Source organism: Enterobacter sp. R4-368 (assembly GCF_000410515.1).
Classification (GTDB): Bacteria; Pseudomonadota; Gammaproteobacteria; order Enterobacterales; family Enterobacteriaceae; genus Kosakonia.
Window position 1 is genome coordinate 62,589 of the sequence record NC_021492.1, and the last position, 20,832, is coordinate 83,420.

General features: G+C 55.8%; 15 protein-coding genes. 1 reads left to right on the forward strand and 14 read right to left on the reverse strand.

Going from position 1 to position 20,832, the window contains the following annotated elements; all coding sequences use genetic code 11:
- Positions 1-735: 735 nt before the first annotated feature.
- Entirely contained in the window at positions 736-1,644 is a 909-nt protein-coding gene (gene repA / locus H650_RS23860; RefSeq protein ID WP_016495573.1) for a plasmid replication initiator RepA, read from the reverse strand.
- Positions 1,645-2,177: 533 nt separating this feature from the next.
- A complete protein-coding gene (locus H650_RS25825) occupies positions 2,178-2,378 on the reverse strand; it encodes a hypothetical protein (RefSeq protein WP_189660123.1) in 201 nt (66 codons plus the stop codon).
- Here H650_RS25825 and H650_RS25075 point away from each other — a divergent pair.
- Entirely contained in the window at positions 2,353-2,466 is a 114-nt protein-coding gene (locus H650_RS25075; protein ID WP_502690918.1) for an Hha/YmoA family nucleoid-associated regulatory protein, read from the forward strand. The genes H650_RS25825 and H650_RS25075 overlap by 26 nt on opposite strands.
- Before the next feature lie 1,157 nt (positions 2,467-3,623).
- On the opposite strand, the gene H650_RS23865 is transcribed toward H650_RS25075, so the two are convergent.
- The 12 genes from H650_RS23865 to H650_RS23920 form a co-directional block, all read right to left on the reverse strand.
- The gene (locus tag H650_RS23865; protein ID WP_016495574.1) at positions 3,624-4,406 is read right to left on the reverse strand and encodes a DsbA family protein; all 783 of its coding nucleotides are present in this window, start codon (positions 4,404-4,406) and stop codon (positions 3,624-3,626) included.
- A gap of 15 nt (positions 4,407-4,421) precedes the next feature.
- Complete coding sequence (gene mobF / locus H650_RS23870) at positions 4,422-10,049, reverse strand: MobF family relaxase (RefSeq protein WP_016495575.1); 5,628 nt, start codon at positions 10,047-10,049, stop codon at positions 4,422-4,424.
- Entirely contained in the window at positions 10,046-12,613 is a 2,568-nt protein-coding gene (gene traD, locus H650_RS23875; RefSeq protein ID WP_016495576.1) for a type IV conjugative transfer system coupling protein TraD, read from the reverse strand. Before traD ends, mobF begins: the two co-directional genes overlap by 4 nt.
- A 133-nt stretch (positions 12,614-12,746) precedes the next feature.
- Positions 12,747-13,082, reverse strand: coding sequence for a hypothetical protein (locus H650_RS23880; RefSeq protein ID WP_016495577.1), 336 nt, complete (start codon positions 13,080-13,082; stop codon positions 12,747-12,749).
- A 248-nt stretch (positions 13,083-13,330) separates the two neighbouring features.
- Positions 13,331-14,062 carry a complement resistance protein TraT gene (gene traT / locus H650_RS23885; RefSeq protein WP_016495578.1) on the reverse strand — a complete coding sequence of 244 codons (732 nt, stop codon included), beginning with the start codon at positions 14,060-14,062 and terminating at the stop codon, positions 13,331-13,333.
- Positions 14,063-14,181: 119 nt separating this feature from the next.
- Positions 14,182-14,883, reverse strand: a complete 702-nt coding sequence (locus H650_RS25830; protein ID WP_189660124.1) for a hypothetical protein — start codon at positions 14,881-14,883, stop codon at positions 14,182-14,184.
- Between the two features lie 5 nt (positions 14,884-14,888).
- Positions 14,889-17,897 carry a conjugal transfer mating-pair stabilization protein TraG gene (gene traG, locus H650_RS23895; RefSeq protein ID WP_016495579.1) on the reverse strand — a complete coding sequence of 1,003 codons (3,009 nt, stop codon included), beginning with the start codon at positions 17,895-17,897 and terminating at the stop codon, positions 14,889-14,891.
- Entirely contained in the window at positions 17,897-19,261 is a 1,365-nt protein-coding gene (gene traH, locus H650_RS23900; RefSeq protein ID WP_016495580.1) for a conjugal transfer pilus assembly protein TraH, read from the reverse strand. Before traH ends, traG begins: the two co-directional genes overlap by 1 nt.
- Positions 19,254-19,520: a hypothetical protein gene (locus tag H650_RS23905; RefSeq protein ID WP_044489861.1), complete on the reverse strand. Its 267-nt coding sequence runs from the start codon at positions 19,518-19,520 to the stop codon at positions 19,254-19,256. The genes traH and H650_RS23905 overlap by 8 nt, the downstream gene beginning before the upstream one ends.
- Before the next feature lie 17 nt (positions 19,521-19,537).
- Positions 19,538-20,140: an F-type conjugal transfer protein TrbB gene (gene trbB / locus H650_RS23910; protein WP_016495582.1), complete on the reverse strand. Its 603-nt coding sequence runs from the start codon at positions 20,138-20,140 to the stop codon at positions 19,538-19,540.
- Complete coding sequence (locus H650_RS23915) at positions 20,130-20,351, reverse strand: hypothetical protein (protein WP_044489862.1); 222 nt, start codon at positions 20,349-20,351, stop codon at positions 20,130-20,132. Before H650_RS23915 ends, trbB begins: the two co-directional genes overlap by 11 nt.
- A 1-nt stretch (position 20,352) precedes the next feature.
- The gene (locus tag H650_RS23920) at positions 20,353-20,832 is read right to left on the reverse strand and encodes a hypothetical protein (RefSeq protein ID WP_016495584.1); all 480 of its coding nucleotides are present in this window, start codon (positions 20,830-20,832) and stop codon (positions 20,353-20,355) included.

The following is a 20,832-nucleotide window of genomic DNA, read 5'->3' on the forward strand; positions in this document are numbered from 1 at the left end:
CCGAAAATAGCGCTGTGGTCACATCCGCCGGAGCGCCCGGCGAAGCCGGCAACATGATAGCCTGTGGCTATTACCCCCCCATCCCTGCTAAGCCATAACCCGCTTACAGCGACGCAGAACGTTATGTGCGCGGTCGGAGTGGTCACGTCGAGGCTTTGCCGAAGACGGGGCGTATCTCCGCGTTAGCGTCCCGGAGGGCGCTTACGAGCGTGTCACAAAGGACTTCCAGCGACAGAACTTACCGCGACTCAAATTCTTAGTTACATCATCCTCTTTAAAGCGGCACTGTTCCGGGCCTCCGGCCCGGGGCGGCGCGGCTTTTCAGGGCTGAATGGCGTCTCTGCTGGCGGGTTTCAGCGCGGAGGGGACCCGCCGCTGGCGGTGGGGGGAAGCAACTTTCTGAGCGGCGCAGCCGTCAGGCTGCTGCAAGCGAAGGCATCTTCGGGTTTTCCCCGTTATCCACCGTTTTTATCCAGTGAATAAGGTTGATCTCTTATGAATATAAGTAAGGACGAAGTCCTGATTATTTTGCGCGTTATCTGATGCAGGTTGCTGATAACCGGGTTTGTCCGTTTGCGGATAAATGTGGAAAGATTAAAAACGATAAATGCTGTGGCCATTTTCAGCCACATGCACTGGAGGGACTGGCGTTACATTGATGCAATTTTAACCAGCGTTTTATGACAGACGTACGAAAGCCTCCGCAGTAAAGCGGATGGCTAAAAAAACGGCTGTCTAGTGAGGGGGCGGGGTGCCCGGTGGCTCGAGGTTCACCAGTTCAAGCTGGTAAAGCTGCGCCCAGACCATTTTCTCGAACTGACGTGACGTTATATGCCCCACGTCACCTTTCAGGCTGCGCATCAGCCCTTCGGAAATCTGGCGCTTGCGCTCATCGAAGGGGAGTTCTGCCAGCTTCCTGCGCTGTTTGCCTTCGATAGCGCGCGTTCTGCGCGTCAGGATGGTCTGGTTCCGGCAGCGTTCATACCAGCGGCTGCGGGCTGCCTTCAGGGAGAGGGTTTCTCCGGGCGCAAGGATCCCGTCTTCGATGGCCGCCAGACGTTCAGCCTGTTCTGCCCGCAATTTATCCGTATCAATTCCCGTCAGCCGCCATCCGGCCTCGGTGATGATCACATGTTTGGGAAAACGGCAGTTATTGACCATATCCCATTCGGCTTCCGGCGCATAAACGAAGCCAAAGCGCGCCAGTTCAGTCACCAGGCGGGAAACGCGGGTGACCGTGACGGCCTGTCCGGGGATGATGTTGCCGTCATCATCTTTCGGGCTTAACTCTTCTGCCAGTCGGGTGATGTTGATGGTCACAATGTCCGTGGCCAGATCAACCTTGTTGATAAAGAGAATAAACAGCGCATCAAGCAGCTGCCGGCGAACGTAACGGAAAGCCCGTTTGCGCCCGGCAGCTGGACGGAGAAAAGTGAAGAGAGGATCGGCAGACACGCGACGGCGAATCACCCACTCACCGATATTTTTATCCCGGACGATAAGGTTTCGCAGGGCGCGGCCATGCTCTTTACTGAGGGCTTTGTAATGTGCCGGACGGATATACTGTGGTGCCGGGCATTTACAGGCCGTGGAATGAGTACCACGGTGGCGACGATCGTCGCGCGGTTTTATATTGTCATTCACGCCGGCCTTTTCTTATGGCGGCCGGGTGTTGTTTTATGTGATGCATGCGTTATAATCCTTCACAGGCGCTGCGCCTGCTTTTGGACCCCCTGATATCTGACTCTTCCGCCAAGTTGAATACAGATTTCGGGGGGTTTTTGCATTCCGGCTCCGGCAAATCTGCCGTCACCTTCTCCCGGGCGTTTTACGGATACGCCCCATCCCGGTATTCCATAAGCATCCCGCCCGCTCGCATGTACAGGCGTGAAGCGTGAATCTGGCATATCTCCTGATATCTTCCGTCTCACCACAAGACTTCGGAATCAGTCAGCGCACTGATTTGAGATAAGTCATAATTCAAAAATATATCAGCGAAAAGGCCTCACCACAGGCTTTCCACGACGAAACGAGTCTACTCAATTGGCGTTGAGTTTTCCAGTAGAAAGGATCGCGGAAAAGGCGGGTGGATCTGAAAATTTGCGGGAAGTTATGCGAAGTTGGACTTCTGTGCGGATTTAAGTATTTGTAGGCAATTCATCTCTGGATTTGCAGAGCTACCCCTCTGTGACGATTGGGATATCATCGGCTCCGGTAATCTGTGAACGCAGGGTATGAAATGACCACTCAACATAATGCGGCAAAGGATCTTTAGCACCTGTATCTGCTGAATTCAGGCGGTGTTCTTCAGAAGAGACGCAGGAAGAAATTTTTGAATGGCTGCGCGATACGCTGACCGGGGATGTGCTGGAAGCCATAATGAGTGCCTCCGATCACCGCCGCGCGGAACTGAAGCCTAACTGCCTCTGGGATAAAGTCCCAGCCAGTGCATCAAAAAATGTCTGAAACGGCACTTCCAATGCGGGCAACACTGAAGTCCCGACCAGGGCATGGAATAATCTTTTATTTTAGATGTTAACTATATGTTTGTGCAGTTATCACCTTCCTTGTCAGCGAGAGAGCTTTTTCCACCATCAACTTTCTGTCAGACGTTGCTACATACGGTCTGTAACATCACGAAAATATGATTGGGATTGAGCTTAATGCACCCATGAGAGCTTTTTTCTTATACACAATAAGCACAAGATCAAAATTTCATTTTTTTTTGCAAATTATTGACATTCTCGCAAGCCACAGCGGGCGGGGACTTAGCAATTATCACGCTTTCGCAACCTCAATTTAACCTCAAAATCAACTCTTGTGCTCAACACAAAGGTTACTAAAATGATTGTCAAGAGCTAGATATGGGCGAGGTTCGAGAAGTTGTCCCAAGATATAGTGGACAGGATTAAGCCCAGTTAAGGATATGAAAAAGCCCGACTGATGAGGTCGGGCCTTTCAAAATGGGAAAAAGTTTGCGGCTTTTTCCACACGCCGTATGTGTCTGCCAGCTGAAATTAGCTTAACGATAAGAACGGCATCCTTCAATTATTTTATCTGACTTTTATGATTTGCCATTGATTCATAATTGAATTTATTAAGTCGGGTTCTTGGTGATGCTTGAGCCCCGCCCCAACAAAAATTTGCGCCGTATGTGTCTGCCAGCATCGGACACAACAACTGTAAAGACGAGTCCAAGGGTGTTTACAGCCAGGCGTAAAGAGACGGAAGAGATCAAATGCATATGTGGCTTTTGGTACTGAAACTCGCTCAACCCTTGATAGTCATCATTCTGACTTTAAGAGAATACTGGCATGAACGTAAACACTGAGCCTGGAGGCTTATATGGGTAAGTTGTTGAAGTTAATACATCCGATGATCGCGATTGTTCTCGTCATTATGGATTACATTGAAAATCGCTGATTATGTTTTGGCAAATCCCGCTCAGGCGGGATTTTTTATGTTCGGTTCGTAGTTTTGTCTTCCACATACTTTCATTCAGAGCGGCATGACGCCGGTCTGCCCAATGATGCTAAAAAATTTCTGAAATAACAGGTAACCCGGATAATGCAGGGGGTTATCTGCGTTATCCGGGTTGGACAAGCCCGGACGGACCGGGCGCGTCAGTGCTGTGCTTTATCGATGGCCGCAAGCAGCTGCTGTGGTGAGGCCAGCCCGGCAAATACCGTGATGTTTTTCGGTGTGGCGTTCTGCACCGGCATCACAATCAGGCCGGGTGTTCCGGTCAGCCCCAGCGCCTGAGCCAGTGTGTCATTTTTTTCCAGAACTGCCGTGTAATCTATGGGTTTCAGCTCCGTCACGCCGGCTGTTCTTGCCACCGCGTCGATATCCTCTGTAGTCAGTTCCCCTTCGTTATGCCCGGTGTGATAGATACCATTGTGGAATTTCAGGTAACCCTCAGCCCCTTTCTGTTTCCAGACATCGATACCGCGCTGTGCAGCAGTGGAAGAGGCTTCCCATTTAGACGCAAAAATTGGCCATTCTTTAAAGATGTAACGCACATCCGGACGGGATTTCATGACCTGCTCAAGTCCCGGTGCCAGACGGCTGCAGTAAACGCACTGGTAGTCAAAGAACTCAATGACTGCGACTTTTGCCTTCGCCGGTCCGACTGACGGCGTGTCGGCATCCTGCAGCAGCGCTGCCTGGTTGTCCATCACCCTGGCAGTCAGCGCCATCTGCTGGCGCTCCTGCTGTTGCTGCTGCAGTTTCTGGCTGACCTGCACCAGAATTTCCGGGTGCTGAACCAGGTAATCGGCGGCGATTTTGCCGATTTGCGCTTCCTGTTCCGGCGTGAATACCGGCGCAGGGGCTGCATGGAGGGGGGGTAAAAACGCAAAAGCGTATGTTGTAACTAATAAAGACACTATTTTGTTCAGTTTCATGCCTGTGCTCTCTGATTAACGTTCTTTTTGTTGTATGGTGCGGGTATGCGCAGGTTCCTGATGCTCAACAGTGCGTCCTTTCTCCACTGTGTCGCCCGGAATGCGTACCTCCTGCTGCTGTCGCCGCTCAGCAATTTCATTCGCCACACGCGCTGATACCGCGTGTTCGGCTGCTTCTCTGGCCATCTGCTGGTCTGACGGCGCAGGTATCCTGCTGACAACATTATCTCTTTCCTGTTGCCGCTGCAGTCTCTCGTCAATGATTTCACCCAGAATATTCCCGTCTGGTTTGACGCCAGACAGGGTGCCGGGTTTCTCTCCCTGAAGGTCTGCATCAGGAACACGTTTCGCCATCAGCGCTTCAGTATCCCTGATATCCTGAGTTTCCCTTACGACCTGTTGAACAGCACGTTTTTCCGGTTCTTCACTGGTGGTGTCCGCTTTCAAATCCGGCACCCTGATTTCTGATTCGACCAGTACCGACAGTGCCCTTTTCTGTTCCTCTGCACTCTCGGTGCCCCGGCTCAGCTTAATCATCCAGGGAGAGGGTTTCTCCGCGCCGGTCTGCCAGACCACCCCGTCCTCCGGGTGCTCCCGGACCGCCCGCAGCGCCGCATCGACCGTACTGACCACATGGGTGTTACCGCTGTGGCTTCGCTGCACCACCGCACCGGTGGCACCCTGCGTAGCCACCATGCGCATGTCCCCCCGCGCCAGCCGTCCGTTGTCGCTGTGTACCAGCGAAACCAGCGCCAGACCGGCACTTTTCCCGTTGTTGTCGTACAACGGCAGTGCGAGCGCCGGCGCCGGAAAGCGTTTAGTGGACGGAATAACGCGGGCGGTCAGGCTGTGACCGCCCAGTGCTTCGTGTTTTGCCCATGCCCGCCCGATTGCGGTTTTCCCGACCGGCTGCCCCATCGCCCAGATGACCTTCGCCTGCCGGCGCTCTGTCTCCGGCGTCAGGGCATCATGCGCCGTTTTGAAATCAAACTCCTGCCTTTTGATGGCCGCCACCCATTTTTCCAGACCGTCCGTGTACACCTGAACGTGTTTTTTGGCGCGGGAAACAGAAATATAGAACGCGCGCCGGGTGGCCATGTACGCCCGCCCGCCTTTTGTCCCCTCCAGGGAAATAACGGCGTCCTCACCGGCCCCCTGTGAACCGTAGCCGGTGATTGCCCAGGCATAATCAATGTGCTGTTCGGCGCGCACGTCTGCCGGGTTAATGGTTTTCTGTCCGTCGTGGCCTTTCAGCACCACCTCCCCGTCCGGCCGGACCTGCTCAACCGTGTATTTCTGGTTGGCGTTCTGCCCCCGGTTGCGGTCAGTGGCGGTGAACCGCACCACGGTGCCGGCGCTCAGTTCCCGCTCGCGGCGGTTAAAGAGCTCCACATCCCCGGTCAGCAGTTCGCGCGGGGAGTACCAGGCGAGTCTGCCGCCCTCGTCCTTGACGGAGATAAGCGAGCCGTTGGTATCCACGGCCACCACATCCTGATAAGCATCGCCCCGCTTCACCACCATACCGGGCTGCCACGCCCTGAGTTTGTTGAATTCATGGCGGGTGTGCCGGATTTTCTCCAGCACCGGCACGCTGATTTTCTCCCGCCCCAGCTCACCGCGTGCCTCAAGCGCGGCATAAATGCCGTTATTGATGCTCTCCCTGTCCTCGTTCAGCTGCGCGATGACCAGCGTTCGCGCGCGCGCCGCCGGCGTGCGGCTTATCCAGTCGTCCACAATGGCGGCGACCGGGTCGGCAGATTCCACCAGGCCTGATGCAGGCGCTTTCCAGGACGGGTCCAGGCGTTCCACATTGTCCGCCGGCTGTTTCTCCAGACGCTGCAGCGCGGCATCGATGCGGTTATCAATGATGTCGTGTACCGCGTCCCGCAGATTGACCTCCTTCTGGCGGACAATCTGTTTCATGATGGCCACATCCATCGGGCTGCGTTCCTGTGCCAGCCGGAACGGCGCACCGGATTCAATCGCTTCAAACTGGTCGGTGTCACCCATTGAAACGCCCCGCCCGCCGCCGGCCTGGATGGCCAGATACGCGGCCGCCGTATCCTGGTTACCGAGCATCGAGGATTCATCGATAAGAAACACCCTGTTGCGGTAGTCGGATTTCTCGCCGGCGGCGACCATCTGCTCGTGCTCAACCAGCCAGGATTTCAGGGTCTGCGCCTCCAGCCCGACGTCCCTCAGCTCCTTCACGGCCTGGTGGGTGGGAGCCAGTCCGTAAAGAACCGGCCTGTCAGACGCAGGCAGGGTATCGATGGCCGCTTTTACCGCACTGACCTGAGTGGTTTTCCCCACCCCCGCATAACCCTGAATCCCCGTAAACTGATCGCGGGAACCCAGTACCAGCAGCGCAGATTCTTTCTGCCCGGACGTCAGCCCGGCAAGGAGGGTCGGGTCGACGCTGTCCATCAGTGGCTCCCGGGTATTTTTCCCCTCCGTGATGACACGGATGATGGCTTTTTCCATTTCCCAGGTCGCACGGGCAACCAGTAAGGGCGTCGCCTGACCCGGCACACGAATGAGGTCCCCCTTTTTGACCATCTGGCTGATTTCCCGGTCAATCCCGGCGATATCGGGATAAAACTCAGCGGCCCGCTCGGCCAGATGTAACACGTCGAACGTCACCGACTGCTGGTCGGCGATGGCGCGCTCGACGGCCACCGTGACGTCCGTTTTCACACTGTCATGCAGGGTGGTCAGGGCACTGTCCAGCTGATCCCGGCCACTGAGTTTACGGACCAGCTGCACGGGGGAGTTTTCTGTCCGCATACGCTGCAGGCGGGCTTCTGCCTTGTCTTCCGGCTCTGCCGTGAAGATTTCGGCGCGGTGTCCTGACTGCGCCAGGGAATTCATGGTCTGCGCGGTGATATCCCGTGAATTCAGCGCGGCCAGCACCACACCGCTGTCATTGTCGCGGTTGCCGGGTCCCGCAACATAGCCGTGGGTGAGATAGAGCGGGCTGTCTGCCGGCAGGGTCAGGACTTTGCCGTCCCGCTCCACCGTTATCCCTTCCTGACCGGCCTGCGTGACGGTCAGCCGGTCTTTTGATTTCAGACCGGTACCGCGATCTGCTGCCAGCGCAATCAGCCTGTCACCGGCGGCGATATGCAACTGCTCGCGCTGGTAGAGTCGCCAGTCTGCGGTCAGATCGGCGATTTTCATGCGGACCAGCACCCCGTCCCCGTCAATCAGTGACAGAACCCGCGTGTCCTCATGCACGCGGTCAATCACGTAATGGCGGGTTTCGCGCTCCGTCCGGTCTTCCAGTACCTGCCCGGCGCGGTAGGAGCCGCTCATCCGGCGGGTTTTACTGTCCAGCCAGACCGGCGTGCGCGCCTCCACCGTGACACCGTCACGTTCAAGCTGACCGGCATTCTGCAGCGCATCCCGGATAAGCCCGGTCAGGTGCTTCTGCTCACGCTGTCCGACCACAATGGCGGTCACTGGCTCTGTGCCGGCGCTCAGCTCCGCAAAGCGGTCAGCCAGGGCACTGTAGCGCTCGCGCTTGTCCCGGATGCTGACCACTTCCGCCTCCATCCCCGGTGCCGGTTCCGTCCGGCGGCTGCGCACCACCCCGGCCGACTCCAGCACGGACATGGCATTCCCGTTCGCCTGCCGCCCGGCGCTGTCGAGAAAGACCAGCTGCGCGCTTTTGTCCCGTGCTTCACCGAGCAGAACCAGCGTTTCCTTAAGGCTCAGCCGTTCTGCCCCCTCAACAATCAGGGTGCTCTGCGGGCGCAGCTGAAAATCCCCGCTCAGCACCTGCTGTCGCCCCGTGATGTGCTCCCGCAGGCGGTCCGATTTTGCGAGGGACACGGCACGTTCGGCAGAGCTGGCCAGCACCTGCACCTCCCGGCCATGCGCTGCAGAAATACCGGCAAGCTGTTCCGTCAGTTCCCGTATTCCCGCCACCCCCTTCGGGGCATTCATCAGGACAAGCGCATCCCTCTCGACCGCCTCCAGCGCCGCCGGCGCGTACTGTGCGGGACGCTGAAAACTGACGACGCGGGTTTCACTCAGGTGTTCCCGGCTCAGCGCCTGTATGGAGAGTTCATCCAGCAGATGGATACGCGACGTGAAGACCCCTTTTTCCGCATCCAGCGGCACGATAACCCCTTCCCGCAGCGCCTCGTCCAGCGCGGTTTTCAGTTCAGAAATTGGGGGGATTTTGTCGCTGAATTCCGCTGTACTCAGCAGCAGTTCGCCCCAGGTGAAACGGGTTTTACTGTCGCTCAGCTGGGAGACAGCCATACGGACCGCGTCCGTCATCTCAGCAGGCACAGGGGTCATCTGCACGGTCAGGGCCACACCGGGCTGTCCGGTGGCCGGGGCTTTTACCCCGGTCTCACCCGGTGCAGGCTCCGCCAGGGCGTCAGCGCGCTCAGGCTGCGACACGGGCAGTTCCCTCTCCGCCGGTTGTTTCCCGTCCCGGTCTGGCGTTTTATCGTCTGCAGCTTTTCCGGGGCGTTGTTCCGGCGCCTGTCGCTGCCCCCCGTCACCAGCTTCCGGTGCATCCCGGCCCTGAATCACGTCTGTCCGGGATGTGGGTGTCACGGGGAAAACCGTTTTTTCTTCCGGCCCGGAGCGGGTCTGCGCGCCTGCCGGGTCCTGCGCTTTCCCTTTCGCCTGTGCCGGCGTTGCCGGCACGTCATTCCCGGCCACTGTTTTTTGGGGGGCTGGCGGCTCAGGGGGGCGAGGTGCATGACTGCCACCGGGGGCTGTCCGGGGCACCACGCTTTCCTGATAGGCTTTCATGTCCCATCCCTTCTCTTTCATCTGGGTCTGCCAGCGCTCCATCAGACGCAGCCGGGAGGGATCGACTTTCGCCCTGCGGGTATTTTTGGCCGCAATATCCAGGCTTTTCAGGGTGGCTTCGGCCCCGACCGCCCCGCGAATTTCCCGACCGCGTGAGGAATACTCCTCACGAACTTCTTTCGGGACGGCTTTGATTTCCCACATCCCGTGCGGCCCCACTTCCTCCACTTCGTGGCCGAGGGACTCTACATCCTCACGCAGTGCCTTGCGGTAGAGTTTGCCCAGCGTCACCTGCATCTTCATCACCGTCTCGATGAAACCGGCATTGTGAATGGTGTCGGTGGCCAGCGCTTTCCATTTCCCGTTCAGCTCCGTCATGTTGGCGACCAGCATATGCGTATGCAAACCCGGATCGAGATTACGTGTCGTGTCGTGTGTGTAGAGTGCGGCGACCATTTTGCCGGTGTGGACAATAGAGGTTTTGCCGTCGACCGTTTCACGGGCAGAAATGAGTTTCTCCACATAACCGGCGGCAACCCTGACGGCGCGCTGATGGGCTTCCAGCAGGGCTTTATCCCCGCCAATCAGGGCCAGGATGGAGACGCTTTTCGGGGCGGAGAAGGTCAGGTCATGCCCCGGCCGGTGGGTGTGGTTGCCGTTGATTTCCTTTCCCAGCCGGGAGCCGTCAGGCAGACGGCCCTCGAGCACCGCCGTCAGCTGGTCGCTGCGCACAGGCCCCTCCAGCCCCAGCTGGCTTGCGCCCTCGCCCAGCCACTCGCTTTCCAGCTGGCCGAGAAAATAGTAGTTATCCTTGTTGCTGTAATAGCCCGCCGCCTCGCCGGCGGACACAATCGGTGCGGGTGACATCATAGTTCGTGTTCTCCGTCGTCATAGCGCTCAAAATCGCCCTCGTCATAGCCCGGATCGTTGTGATGGCGGTGGCGGATAATGTTTTCCTCTTCCCTCGCCATACGCCGGTTGGCGGCGTTATCGTCTTTCGCCTTCTGCTCCGGGGACGCAGCATGCCCGGCCGTGGTCAGTTCCAGGCCGCCATCCGTCAGCTGAGTGACTTTCATCAGCAGCTCCTGTGCCTCACCCCCGGATTCAGCGTTCTGCACATCGTCCGTCGCGGCAGTAGCCGGCTTCAGACGTGCGCGGTTAAGCAAATCGAGTGCGCCTGCCGGCGCGGCGCTTTCCTGTGGCTGCGGCCTGCCAGTGGCCCGGTTGAGAAGACTCAGTGCATTCTCTGTCCGGCGTTCAGGGGCAACCTGTGTCTCTGTCCGCTCTTTTGCCACGGTTGATAGCGGCTCCGCTGGGTTCGGTTCCGGCTGGTTAGCAGAGGTAGCACGCAACTGCACCACGTTGCTGTTTTCAGGTGCGGAACGAGAGTTCCGGGGTGGAATGACGGGAGAAACCTGTGCCTGCTCTGCTACCGGACGGTGTTCAGCAGGTGAAGAAGCCGAAACGGGTCTGGTATTACCGAAGAGGTCTGGCTGTTTTACGGTTTTCATTCCCTCCTGTGGCGTAGCACTGGCTGTCGGTCTGGTCTGTCCGTCTGCAGAAGCTGCAGCAGTCTCTTTACCCTGAACACTCTCACCGGCAGTAAAATTCAGCCCGGCAAGTGCAGCGGCGCGCTCGTTCTCCTGGATCACTTTCTCCAGCTCTGGGCTGAGCGCATCCCGGATATTGCGCTCTATCAGTCCCTGATTCAGTTTCCTGAATTTCCGGTATTTCAGCGGGAGCACCACCACCGGGTATTCTCCCGGCAGACGAACATAAAACTTCAGGTTGGGCAGCTTCATGACATCTTCGTAGTCGACCACCGGTTCGTGAACCTTGTCCTTGCCCAGCGACACACCGTCACGCACGGCGTCCATGCCGTAGCTGTTCTGCTCTTTCGCCTCTTTGCGGCGCTGTTTCCCCAGCTCTTCCTCCACCATTTTTGCGACTTCCGCGCTGGGGGAGCGGCCATACATACGGGTGTTCAGCAGGTCGAAGATGGCTTTGGCCATTTCGCGGCCGTAAACGTTAATCAGCTGCGGCATGTTCTGGATGCCGATGACAAAGCAGCCACCGAACTTACGCCCCTCTGCCACCGTCTCCGCAAACTGCGGAATACGCTGCAGACCGGGTTTTTCATCAATGATGAACCAGACGCGACGGTCGGGGTTTTCCCCCATGCTCTGCAGAAGGAGAGTCGCCATCGAGAGCCACATGGAAATCAGCGACCGGACACTGTTCCGGTGACGCGCCTGGGCGGAGATAAACAGCCAGCTGTTGCTGTACTGCTCGCTGGTCATCCAGTTGCGGATGGTGAATTTTGGCCGGGTGCCATCATCCAGCCCCTGCAGAAAGCGCAGGGATTTTGCGTAGTTGGTGACCACGGAACGGATGGAGATGGCCGTCTTCTCGATTTTCTCTTCCACCAGGTTCGCGGAAGGCGTGTTGGCCAGATAAGCACGCAGATTCTGCATACTGAGCGACAGCAGGGTTTTCAGGAATTTCTCGATACTCCTGTCAGGATCAGCCGACATACGGATGGCCAGGTCAGACGCAATGGTCCGGGAACTGGATACCCAGAACGGATCGGATTCCCCTTCCACGGGAATAAGGCTGGCGGCAAAGTTCTCGTAGTCGACCACATCGATACACTCATCCCACAGCTGCCAGTTGGCGCAGCGTTCGTCATGCGGGTTGAGGATGAAATCGGTTTTCGGGTTGTAGTGGGTCTCCGTAAACGTACAGCCGGAGTCGTAGATAATGGCGCGGTCACCACGTTTACGAATGTAATCGAGCAACCAGCGAATAAGAGTGGATTTACCCACGCCAATGGTGCCGTGGATAAGGAAATTCATCACCTCGGCGTTTTTAACCATATGCAGGTCACCCACACGCAGGTCAGACAGCTCGCCGTTTTTGCGCAGCAGCCTGTTCACTTCAGCAGGTTTGTCCGTCAGTTGCATACCGGACAGGAATTCGTCCTCGCTCTCCCGTTTGCCAATCCGGGCTATATACCATCCCACCGCCAGGAACGCGACAAGACTTATGCCGCCAGCAACCAGGGCGGAAGATTGTAAATGGCTGGCGAGTTGCTCCCCCATAAACTGCATATACGGGTCAGTCAGCATCTGCTGCAGCGTCATTTTCAGTGTCAGGGTGGTGCTGGTCGCCGCGTAGTAGTAATGAATGTCGTAAAACTTCCCCCTGCCGGCAGGCATCAGGTCGATAAAGCTTTCATTGAGGCGGGCAAACCAGTACCAGCTGCCGTTATCGATCATCTCCTGCGACGTGAAGGACAGGAATAAAGCGCCCGCGATAATGACAAACAGGACAAGTATCCAGAACCCAATCCAGTTGTTGACCTGAATGAACATGCGCCAGCGATAGGCGGTCATCTGACCGCCCTGTGTAAGATTTTTTCCTTTAAAGCTCATAGAAATTGTCCGGCCGTTATCACACCGCCGGGCAACCCGGTGGTGTGGTGTTGATATGTTTCAGGACAGGGTGACTAACGCCGGTAACGGCGTGGCGGAATGAAAAGAATGGTTAACGGAGCATCAGGGGTGATTAACGGCTCATACCCTGCCAGCGCTGGCGTCGTTTTGCATTAAGGCATGCCTGCAGCGTATCCATGACTGAACGAATGACCATGCCCGTCAACAGCGTGGCCAGTAGCCCAGCGGTGACAAAAACAAGAAGCCAGCAAATCACGTTAAGCTGATTTACCCATTCCAGGCCGTTTACCGTGCTGAGTGCCTGCGTGTGGGTATAAAGAAACGAAGTTGAAAGGAGCCATTTCAGTACATCCGAACCAAAATGCAGCATCAGCCAGGTGGTCCAGGCCGACAGGATGAGAAGAAACAGGCAGGCAGAAATACAGGTACTGAGTGCAGATCTGTTCATAAAAGAGTCCTTAAGGATTTTCGATTTTAAAACCCGCAGCGCTCGCCACAATCCGGATATCGGCGCAGGCGATGTCCGGTGAGGAAGCGAAATTTCCACGGATGTCAGAGTGTGCAAGTACGCACGGTAGCCCGGCCCTTCCGGATACAGCAATGCACCCGGCAGCGCAGCTGCGCGACAGGAAAAAGTGAACCGGAAAGGCGTTGATATCAGAGAATCAGGAAAGAATGTCGGGACAGGACGGGGAATTACATGATACCGGCGATGGATTTGGCCAGCTGAGCTTCCAGAACTGGTTTCGCCTCGTCGAATTTGAGGTTCACCTTGTTGGCACTGGATACCACACGGGTCTGGTATTTCGCGCGGTTGCCCTGCTCTGTGCTGGTCTGGACTTTTACGCCGGACGTTCCTTGTTTAAGCGCAGCTACATTATCAGTCGTGACGGTGGCTTTACTGCGCTCGGAAATCTGCAGATCGGTCACCATCGTGTAGTTCACGTCCTCCACCATAGCGTCAGCAGCCAGCCCCACCAGTCCGGAGGCCAGCCCCACGCCCAGCGTCGCACCGGCAGAACTGGAGTTGTAGGCGGTGATACCTGCTCCCAGCGCAGCAGCGGTTGCTCCCCCCTCATAGCCGGAGCTGAGGAAGCCCTGCGTCTGACGCAAATCCATCTTGTCCGCTTTCAGTACGTTCGCCTGCACCCAGAAATACGCAGCATCAGGCGAAGACGTCACGCGATAACCTTTCGCGGTTAATTCTGAAGCAATTTGCGACTGTAGCCCGGACATATCTTTATCAGAGGTATTTCGTACCTGAACGAATACCGTTTTGTCTGATGTCGGCTCCAGCCAGATGGTTTCGCTCATCTGTGTTTTAACGTCGAGATTACGCTTTTTGACGGCGGTACTCATTGCACCGCAGCCGGTAAGGGTAAATACAGACAAAGCGAGGGCGTAAAGTGCAATTTTATTCAGTTTCATATTGAATTCCTGATATTTGTTTTTGAAAGGATACTTCGAATTTTTTAGGTGACTGTTACAGTGCGATTGAGAAAAGCGGATGAAAAAGGCTGGAGCATTTTGCGACCAGCCTTATGAGATCAATATCCGCGATTTGGGTCATATGATTGATGAGTGGTTGGGTCGTTAAAATTAGTACCCCAGCTGTTGCCTGCTATATCTAATCCTGAAATACCACCATTCATTGGAAGACCCGAAGATGGGTTTATATATGTATCCGAACTGCTACCTGGTCCAGCAGAGATATTATTCAAATGACCGTTTGAATTGATAGGTATGAAATTATCAGAAGCACCATGCACTTCATGAGATAAATCATTGACTACAACTCCCCTCATACGCATTGTACGAGCCTCGTTGTCTGTTATCGGAAAGCGCTCTCCGCTTTTAACAATAAAGTATTTTCCTGAAACCTTACTAGCAGCCAGATTACTTTTTGTACGTTTATATCCATAAACAAATACAAAACAAAAGGCCAAAACCGTATGGATAGCTGCGCCAGAAATTAATGCTGTTTCGCGATCTTCTCCGACATTAAAAATCACACCTGCCAAAGTTAATGTCAATATCAGCGAAATACTCGTCAATAGAGAAAGAGGGCAATTTAGCATTTCCTTTTTTAAGGAAAAAAAGACCACAAGATAAATCATAAACGCAAGAGTGGATACTAAAAGCGACATTGATATATATGAACTGCCAAAACGCAAGCTCAATATGACAGAATACACTAGATATATTGCCATCGGAACGAAACAATAAATCTTGTTGACTGTTCGCTTCATAATCATTACCCCTTGGAACCATCCCTTTTCATCTTATCAACTTCATCTTTAAGTTGGTCAGGGTCTAGCTTGTTAAAAGGATTAAAACTACTTGACTGATCGTATTCTTTTTCTTTCCGCTCAAGGTTGAATTTTCCTTGAGCATTATGAGTTTCTCCTTTAAGGATATCACTGGATGTCTGAACAGTGGATTGTTTTTTATCAATTTCCCCAGCAGATTTGTTGATATTTTGCTCGTTGGCAGATCTTTGTTCTGCCACCTTCCGGTGAATGTCATTCTGCTCTCCAAAACTATGCTCCTGCAGGCGATTCTGGTTTGCCCTGAAGTCATTCTGCATATCATCTCCAGGCACCCCGCTACCCCGAAGATGATGTCCTGCAGAACTCGCTTCGGCGGGTTTGCTCTGAGAAAGTGAGGTTGAATGACTGGCCACACCATCCGCCTGTTCGTGTCGATTTTGAGGGGGGTATGCCATCGCCCCGTTATTTTCCTTTTGTCCCTGAATATGACTCTCGGACTGATTAACAGCATGCTCACCACTGAACGCGGCATGTTCACTGCCTCCTTTCAGATCGGCACGCCCCTGCTGATAATCCCCCATGATTTCAGGTTTGAGACGCTCGTTAACAAACTCCATTGCCGCCTCACGGGCTGTGGGAGCGCTGGTCAGCATAGTCTGAGCTTTATCACCGTACTTGTTGGACGCCCAGTCAACGAACTCCTGGGTATAGTTAGTATCCAGGCTTGCGCTCTCATTCTGAGCGAGTGTGGCCATACGGCTAAATTCGTTGCTGTTGGTGGAACTTGTTGTGAACTGGTGATACTGGCTCTGAGCATCATTAAGTGTGGCAGCAAGCTGTTGAACATTGCTGGTTCCGGCACTGTCGGAGTGATTCGCAGAATCGCTGATACGGCTGCTGCTGACCATATCCATTCCTTTTCTAAAGTCTTGTACCGCCTGGCTATTCTGGTCGTGCCGATGATCAATTGACGCTGCTCCTGTATCCTGGATACCTCTCGAACTGCCTGATGAATGACGAACCTGAGCATCTCCATAAATCTCACCACTTGCTTTTGCAAAACCGAGATTAAAGCCGCCCCCTAGGCTGCCTTTTACCCCACCTGTTGCACTTCCCTGGTTGCTGATATCCATCAGCTCGTTATAAGCCTGCTGAGTCGAAATGTTGTTGGCTTTCGCATAGCTCTCGGCAGCGGACATCATCATTGTGGCACCGCGTGAGGCGTTCAGTGTCTGGCTGTTATCCGAACCCTGATTCAGACTGTCGGTACTACCGCTCTGGCTGGCAACCTGCTGCAGCTGAGACCAGCCACTGGTGACGCTGTGGTTATAGCCGTCCAGTGAGGTCTGCGCCTGCACCTGCGACAACCGGGCCTGCTCCTGGAATCCGCTGCTGGCCAGCTGGCTGAGGCGCATATTCACCGGCAGGTTAGACATCGCGCCGGAACCGTCAATAACGTTATGGCCACCGGCGGTGACTGTGTGACTGGAGCCATTATCCGCCTGCCACGTCTGCTGCCCCTGCCGCTGCATCAGGTTGGTGTCCAGTTTGTTCTGGTTGACGTTATCCATCGACATGTTGTTAAACGACCAGTTGCCGTCTGCCGTGGTGGAGGCCACGCCGGCCGAGCCGAACGCCATCGAACTCATCACGCTGCCGGCCACCTGAGAGCCGATTGCCGCTGCACCTTTGGTCAGGAAAAAGGACAGCACCGGAATCGACATGGCGCAGTAACCGGCCAGATTGGCCACATCCGAATGCTGCAGCGCCACCGCATCCTTGTTGGACAGTACAAGGGGTGTCCCCCCTGTTTTTGTCTGCAGCCAGAACGTGGCGGCATAGTTCAGGATGGCGAACATCACCGGCCACATCTGGAAGTAAAGGAACCCGCAGATATAAATCTTCAGGGTGTTCAGGCCAAAGATGGCGTGGTTGGCTGCCGCAAGCGCGATGACCAGCGGGAACAGACAGACCAGTATCAGCATCATCAGGGACTGCAGGAACGGCAGCTGCCGGGTGGCCAGCGTGCTGCCCGCCGCCCAGCTGATACGCTGCTTGGTTGCCGCACTTTCGGTCGCGAGGTTCAGCAGGTTGGCCGTGTCAGAAGACCGTGCCGCAAAGCCCCGGATGCCCTGCTGTATCGCGCTGTTGGTCACGTTGTTTTTCATGATCTGCGCGGCACTCAGCCCACCGGCATAGAAAAAGCCGTAGCTTTCGCCCATTGAGTTGGCCAGCAGCGTGGCACCGTTCAGGCGGTTGCCGAAGATTTTCTGCGTCAGCCAGGCAAACGTCGGACTGCTGATCTGCGCATCCTGCCCGGCCAGCGTCTGGATTTGCGCGGCAGCCTGCTGACAGGTCAGAAATTCACGCGCGTCACTGGTCGTTTTGAAAATCCCCCGCAACGGGCTGGGGTTACTGGTGATAAGTCCCAGCGGGTCGGTGGTGTTGAGCAGCTCGTTCACCGTGTACTTGTGGTTCAGGAGGATGTCGCCAATCACGCAGTTTTCCACGTAATCCGGCAGCATCTGCGCCAGCTCCGGGTTCTGTGTCTGCATGTCGCTGCTTTCCGCCACAATCCCGGAGCCAAACAGCATTCCGGTTTTGGTATAGGTCACCGAGTCCGGGCGCGCCATCATGTAGTCATACAGCTGTGCCACATGAAAACCGATACTGGTAGACAGGGAGGCAATCCCGGCCAGCCCCACCGGGACGTTATCGGTCACCCAGACCGTCGCCGGATCCGTGATATCAATAATCTGCACCGACCTTTTGGGGACGATGAGGACGGAGGTTATCAGCGTGAACACCGCCAGCCACTGCACAAACACCATCGGGTTACGGCTTTTGACAAACGACGCCACGATACCCAGCACGGAGAAGGTGCCGACAATGCGCAGCAGCGTCCCCCATGTGCTGGTACCGAGGATGCCGACGACAGCGTCAAAGGCCGATTTCCACATCCCGCCGCCGTATATGGTATAGATTTCAAGCATCAGGGATTCCCCCAGTGATAGTTGCTCTGGTATGAGCCGGAAACAATCGTGGATACCTGCTGCTGCAGGTACTGCATATTGCGGTCGATGCCGTCCAGCGCGTTCTGGTCGGCGGCAGACTGCAGTTTCATGTCGGCCAGAAGCCCCTGGGCATGGATGACGTTATCGCGCAGTTTTGAGGCGGCCTCTTCCGGCCAGTTTTTACCGGCCATCGACAGCGAGGCCTGTTTGACCAGTTCCTGCAGGTACTGAATCATCAGATCCTGCGCGATGAAGTCACTCACCTGAATCAGGTAGGTGGCGCTCTGCCCCATACTCTGGGCGTTAGTGAGGTACTTGAGCACCGGCACGGACGTGGTGTTAACGAAGCCTTTTTCCTGGTCAGTCAGGGGACGGTCTTCAACCAGCTTCGACTGCATGGAGAGCATCAGGTTTTTCACCAGCGTGACCAGCGCATTGTTTTCCTGAATATTGATGTCCACGACGACCGGTACCAGACACAGCGTATCCTCGTCACAGCCGTACACCTTCGCACTCCCGCCCCGCATCAGCACTTTCACCAGGTCGCGGTTGTCGACCAGCGGGGTCAGGATGGTCACCTGCCCGTCCTTGTTAAAGATGATGGAGCCCACGGCGCTCATCACCAGCTCCTTGAGCTGACGGTTGCTGTCGAACATATGGTTACGGCTCAGCGCATCCCAGATGAGGTTCTTGTTCTTCAGCACCTGGTCTTTTTCAGCGTCGCCGGCGTGACTGGTGACGCTGTCGCTCTGGCCACCCACGGTACAGCCCTGACGTGATGCAGCCCAGTCCGAGAACATGTTGCTTTCCCCGGCGATGTCCTGACAGATTTTCTGCTGCGACACCTGAGTGACAGGCCACAACCCGCCGATAATCCCCTGCGCCGCCTGACAGGAAGACATGTTCATTGAGTTCACGTCACTGGCCAGTTTCTGCAGGAAGTCTTTGGCCTGCTTCAGTTCCGGGACCATCGTCTGCAGCGCAAGGTCAAAAGCGTAACCGGCGGCGTTACTCATGATTGACTTAACAAGGCGCTGGATTTCCTCACCGCTGATCATCGAAAACGAGCCAAGATAGGCATCTATGCCGCCGCAGCCGGCGTTCAGGGAGGGTACCTGCATCGAGATAAGCTGTACGTTTTTGACCGGGTTACGCAGGTAGACCGAACCGCCGGTGAAGTAACCGGCAGCCTGTCCCTGCCACGCCTGAGCCTGAGTCACGTTGCCGCTGTAACCGAGGCTCCCGAAGAACCCGTTCAGATCACCATTCACGTCCGCGTGCACGGGAAGCGATGCCATCCCGGTTATAAAGACCAGCGCGGCAGTCAGGAGAGATTTAATCATGGACTCCCTCCCTTGGGCGTTGAGCGAAAGATTGCCTGATGGCGTAATGGGTCACCGTGGTAAATAAAAAACCGGCACACAGTGAGATCAGCAGCAACACTGGTAAATCCTGAAGAAGTGAAGTCATATACGGCCGCCCCAGCTCCCTTACTACTCGCGAAGCGAGAAAGCCGTAGAAGATGGCCGACACGAGAAACGCAATGCTGTACTGCAGGCAGGCGCGCTCGGAACGCGTTAACGCATACATGGATGTATTCATTCTGTAGTCCGTCTGTATTACTGCGGCGTAACCTGTGCGTTCGCCGGCATGGGAGGAAGTGAACGGGGGTCGACCTGATCCATATCTGCCTGAATCAGGCTGGCGTAGCGGTTTTCCAGTGTGGTGATATCCATCACCCCCTGCGTCAGCGGATACGCCTTCAGGGTGTGGACATTCACCATAAAGGCGGTCGGCGTGGCGATCGGCAGACCGTTGCCAAAGAACGTCATGATTTCATCCGCCAGCGGCGAGGCCGGGTCGGTTTTACGCGGTATCAGCGGCACCGGGAATGACGCATCTCCGCCACCGTCCAGGGTGTAGGGGTACACGCGGATACGATGCTCATCCGCCCAGCGCTTCAGGTCGGGGTCAAATCTGGCACTGTACTGGCAGTGGGACTGCATGAAGACCACCACGGCATAATCCGCCATATCGGCCCGCCGCCCGTCCGGCAGTTGCATCATCACTGGTGCTGCCGTGGCGGGCTGTTTCACCGTGCCGGTACCAGGCTGTGATTGCGTGGATTTGGCCGCATCGATGGCGGCGATTTCTTCCCGCGCGCCGGCACTGGCCAGCAGGGGGAACAGAAGTAACAGCGACACAAGGACTTTACTGGTCACGGGGCACCTCCGGGTTTGTGTTGTGCCGGTGACGCCAGTAGCAGAACCGGTTAAAGGCAAGCAGCCCTGCAGAGAGAGCCAGCAAAAAGTACGCCACCCAGAGGACCAGCAGCTGCGCGACGTTCGGGTACACCGCAATGATTTCGCTGAGCATTTTCAGCACCATCCCGACCGCAAAAAACGCAACGATTTCAGATAATGATTTCATCATTTCATTCCTTATTCTGTTTGCCATGCACGCCCTGAACTGCCCGCCGGACAGCGTTAATTTTCATTGCCCGCCCCTTCAGCCAGTGCCCGGTGTCTTTAAACCCGGCCATACCGTTGCAGAACCACCACGTGAACGCGCCCAGAATGACCAGCAATTTGTAGGCATACCGGATACTGCTGTCGGTTGACCGTTGCCAGTCGGCGGCATCCGTCAGTACCGGCTCACAGGGGGGCGTCAGGACAGGCGGCGGAATATGCCCCTCTCCTTCCGCGTTACGAGGTGGCACGCACACCCGCACTTTGTCTGCAGGTGTGCCGGCAACCAGACCACGGGCCTCTTCCAGAAACGTGCCCGCGAGTGAGTTATTGAAGGTCAGGAAAATAAACAGGCAAAAGAGCGCCAGTGCAGGCGCGGTGACAAAACTGAACCAGACGGCACGGCGAAGCGAGCGCAGGGTGCGCCCGGTAATGATGGTATTCAT

Bases quoted from the DNA above. Each gene is read 5' to 3' on its own strand.
- H650_RS23920 (WP_016495584.1), bottom strand. From the start codon at position 20,832: ATGAATACCATCATTACCGGGCGCACCCTGCGCTCGCTTCGCCGTGCC.
- mobF (WP_016495575.1), bottom strand. From the start codon at position 10,049: ATGATGTCACCCGCACCGATTGTGTCCGCCGGCGAGGCGGCGGGCTAT.
- traT (WP_016495578.1), bottom strand. From the start codon at position 14,062: ATGAAACTGAATAAAATTGCACTTTACGCCCTCGCTTTGTCTGTATTT.
- H650_RS23915 (WP_044489862.1), bottom strand. From the start codon at position 20,351: ATGATGAAATCATTATCTGAAATCGTTGCGTTTTTTGCGGTCGGGATG.
- H650_RS23905 (WP_044489861.1), bottom strand. From the start codon at position 19,520: ATGAATACATCCATGTATGCGTTAACGCGTTCCGAGCGCGCCTGCCTG.
- H650_RS23865 (WP_016495574.1), bottom strand. From the start codon at position 4,406: ATGAAACTGAACAAAATAGTGTCTTTATTAGTTACAACATACGCTTTT.
- H650_RS23880 (WP_016495577.1), bottom strand. From the start codon at position 13,082: ATGAACAGATCTGCACTCAGTACCTGTATTTCTGCCTGCCTGTTTCTT.
- H650_RS25830 (WP_189660124.1), bottom strand. From the start codon at position 14,883: ATGAAGCGAACAGTCAACAAGATTTATTGTTTCGTTCCGATGGCAATA.
- H650_RS25825 (WP_189660123.1), bottom strand. From the start codon at position 2,378: ATGGCTTCCAGCACATCCCCGGTCAGCGTATCGCGCAGCCATTCAAAA.
- traD (WP_016495576.1), bottom strand. From the start codon at position 12,613: ATGAGCTTTAAAGGAAAAAATCTTACACAGGGCGGTCAGATGACCGCC.
- traH (WP_016495580.1), bottom strand. From the start codon at position 19,261: ATGATTAAATCTCTCCTGACTGCCGCGCTGGTCTTTATAACCGGGATG.
- traG (WP_016495579.1), bottom strand. From the start codon at position 17,897: ATGCTTGAAATCTATACCATATACGGCGGCGGGATGTGGAAATCGGCC.